General features: G+C 47.0%; 2 protein-coding genes. Both read right to left on the bottom strand.

Features of this window, described 5'->3' with window-relative positions:
* Positions 1-2,520: InlB B-repeat-containing protein (locus KIH76_RS11420; protein ID WP_219070776.1), on the bottom strand; the 2,520-nt coding region annotated here is incomplete at its 3' end.
* A 290-nt stretch (positions 2,521-2,810) separates the two neighbouring features.
* Positions 2,811-3,974: acyltransferase (locus KIH76_RS11415; RefSeq protein WP_219070775.1), on the bottom strand; the 1,164-nt coding region annotated here is incomplete at its 5' end.

Genomic DNA, 3,974 nt, shown 5'->3' with positions numbered 1-3,974 from the left:
CGTATACCAGCCATCGAACGAATAGCCGGAACGCGTCGGATTCTTCGGCTTGGCGGCCTTGCCGCCCTGCGCCACAGACTGCGCGGCAGCACCGGAACCACCATTACCATCAAACCGAACCGTGAACTTCGACGGCTGCTTGGTCCAGTGCGCGTACAGGGTGAAACTGTACCACACACCCTGCTTGTTGAAGTCGAACTTCCAACCACCCGACTTCTCCGTATACCAGCCATCGAACGAATAGCCGGAACGCGTCGGATTCTTCGGCTTGGCGGCCTTGCCGCCCTGCGCCACAGACTGCGCGGCAGCACCGGAACCACCATTACCATCAAACCGAACCGTGAACCTTGGCCGAGCCGCGGTTACCGTAACCTTACGCGTTGCGGTAGCAGTGTTGCCAGCCTTGTCGGAAACAGAATAGGTCAATGTATACGTGCCAATTACGGATGTATCAACGCTTCCGCTCACCGTAATCGATTTGGTCAGATCGCCATCACGATCGTCCTTGGCCGTTACACCAGCTCTCGGATCAAACTTGGTACCGCTCTCAATGCTCGCGTCACCGACTCCAGAGAACACTGGCTTGGTGGTATCCGGCGGAAGGCTACCATACACATAAATCTCGTATAGACCTTCCTTCGGGGGATTCCATTGCGAGCCAGAGCCAGAAACCAGAGGCCAATCACGCATCGTCAAGCGAACATAACGTGCCGTGGTATTGACACTATTCGGAATGAATCCAGAGAAGTTACTGGAATCACCATTCACAATCTGCGTAAAGGACTTTCCATCGTTAGAAACGGAAATTCCATACTTATTATACGTCAATGCACTATTCGTAAGACGAGAGCTAAAATCAACCTCACGAATGTTGCTGGCAACACCCAAGTCGAGAGTCACTGTATACGGCTTGGTCGAGTGGCCCACAGAAGATGCATCTTCGGAATCACTGCCGTCAGTCAGTAGATTCGTATTACCATTCTCAGAATCAGAAGCAACACGCCCATAGGAAATATTCCTGCCGTTCTGTACAGGAACAGCACCATATACGGAGTCGACATCCACTTCTGGATACCAAGCGGTTGCATGATACGTTCCATTGATAGCGAGCGGGTGCATACGAAGAACATTATTAAGTGCAGTCTTCGGCGAGCGATACTGACCATAATGTCTATCAATCTCGGAATAGGTCACTCTCTTGCTACCCGAATCCGTACGGATCAGATAAAACTGTCCATCGCTGGCAGTGGCATTACCTACGCTGATTGGATTTGACCATTGACCTGCCAGATTCGTCGAATAGATATACTTCGTTTGAGATGAATAGAATCCTCTTGTCGCAGAAGTATACAGATAATAGTAGTTGCCGATCTTATGGATCTTCGGTGCTTCTCGCCCTTGACCTTTAAATACAGTCGCTAAGATCGATTCAGGCTGGCTCCACGAACTATTGATCTTAATAATAGAGATATTCTGATTTTTGTCAGTGGCCGCGACGACGTACAGAGTACCGCCTTCAACGTACGCGCTTAAATCACGAATGTCATGGTTGGACGGACGGCCATGGTAGGCGCTTACCACACCTTTATCCGGATCAATATCGACAATCAACAGCTCCGCTCGGTCATAGCCACTCGTACCTTCCAAGTGTCCGATCAATACCGCATGACCGTTAGCAGGATTCTCGATAAAGGTTGTACCTTCAATTCGACTGTTAGGCAGCTCCCACTTAGAACCGGACTTTGCATCATTGATGTATTCATGAGTATCACAAGCAAAAACCGTCGGCCCATTAGGGTTGATGGCATCAGCCTGCGCCTGGAACTGCCAATGCGTGTCTTGGAACAGATGCAGCGAAGTGCCATCTTTCCTTACCTGAATCCATGAACGTCTTTGATCGTTATCGGAAGGCTGGCGAATAGACCAGTATTTTGCCAATTGAGCAGCGCTGCTGGGGCAACCGTTCGAAACACTGTTCACCCACTTCTTTTGACTGCCATTGAAAGGCTTGGGAGTAGAACCCGAACGTGAGTTATACACTGGGACTTCCGTTTTGCCGACCGGGTCCTTGTCCATCGCAGGCGGAGTCACATTGTTATGCTGCAGCGTAATCTGCGTAGGAGTAAAGGTTTCAACACTGTTGGAGGAAGCTTTCCCTTTCAGGCTGCTGCCTGAATATGCCAATACCTCATACGTTGCCGCTGTCCCAACAGGCAACCCATAATCATCGATGCTTGTGCCCGAAGTTGTGCCCACAAGCGTCTTACTGCCTGCAGAAACACGGTATACAGAGTAGCTGTTAGCGCCCGACACAGCCTGCCAAAAAATTTTGGAATTGTTCGCAGCTGATTCCCCGTTGATACGAAATACCTGTGCCGCTGACTGGAATTGCGCTTCAGCTGCGGAAGCAGTTGTCGATGAAACGATTCCTATTGAGAACGATACTGCGGTCGCAGCTACAGCCGCAACGACACCGCGTATTCTCGTTCGCCAGCTATGGAAAGATAGACTCCTGCCCATAACCTTCTATCTCCTTGCTCACACCATAATACTTCTCAGTATGTCAGCTCGGCAGCCAACATAAACCAAATATACCCCCGAATGATCACAATATGCAATCGACGTTCCATTGCCCTGTTCAGTATCGAGCATGATAAACCAAAAGCTACCAGTCAGTAACTAGATATCCTGCAGCCCCATATCAAATCGGTCACCATCGACTCATAAATCAAATTCCTGCATACGAATGCAGGAATTTGACGTTATATTATAAGGGGGTAACGTGTGAACCGCAGCCCCTTGCACGATCACTAAACCAGCTCTTTCAAAATAGGAATATGCTTCAACAGGAAGACCAGCAATGCGGAAGCAAAGAAAACAATAAGCGCACCAAGACAGGGCCACCACCAGAGGATAACCTTAACATGGAACAGTCTGACCACAATAATCAACAAATATCTATGCACTAAATAGATACCAAAAGTGTATGCCGAAATTTGTGCGAATAAAGACGACACACGACTTCCCAAGCTGTTATTCGAAAACAACGCCTTACATATTAAAAACACGGCAATTGGCCATAGGAAATAAGCTGATTCAAAAATAGTGGCGTTAACAAGCTTATTCGAAGCAAAACTTGCAGTTAAAGAACCAAGAACCGTCGAGAGAACTGCAAGAAATCCCAGCACGATCAATGCCCTCGTTATTCTCTTGTCAATATTATTATTTGATAACAAATATCCAAGTAAGACATACACCAAATCATTAGCCGTAAATGGATTATCTAAGATGGAATTGACTTGTACCCCAATCAACGGAAGAAAAGCTTTCGCAGCAGTGAAAACCAAATACCAAATAATCAGAAAAGAGAATATGTCATTTCTCTTCGAAGAAGGAATGCATGAAAATACAGGAATAGCTAGATAGGCCAAGAATAGCGGGATGAAAAACCAATAGACATTAACCTCGGGGATAGAGGTTGTGATAATCATATTAATGTAATGCGCAATACTTGAAGACGGCGTTGAATGAGTCAAAAATCTGGAGAAAAGTAAGCCTATGATACTCCAGAAAAGAAATGGGATAACCGCACGCCGAATTCGTTTTTGCGCATATTTTCCCGTAGAGTACTTCTCGCGATAGTCCATCAAAGTCGCCCCCGTAAGCATGAAAAAAATAGGGACGGCAAACTTCAGTGATTTTTCAATTATTAAATTCATCACCCAAGTTTTTGTCGGTCGAAAATTCCAATATGCCTCATTAGTATGCATTAGCACAACGGAAAAAGCCGCAACCACGTTAAGAATATCATAATAAACAACACGCTTAACAGACGCGACATGCCGTTGACCGTGTTTGTTGTTTTGATGGATGGGTTGGTATGACGAGAGGCTTCTAGGCAGAATGGGTGGTGCCTTAAACCTAACCGTTCTAGCGAAGGAGCCTCCGTGGTCAAGGGTAGCAGTGTTAGTGTG

The organism is Bifidobacterium simiiventris (assembly GCF_019331715.1).
Lineage (GTDB): Bacteria > Actinomycetota > Actinomycetes > Actinomycetales > Bifidobacteriaceae > Bifidobacterium > Bifidobacterium simiiventris.
The sequence above is the reverse complement of the archived record's forward strand: the minus strand, read 5'-3'. Positions and strand labels throughout refer to the sequence as shown.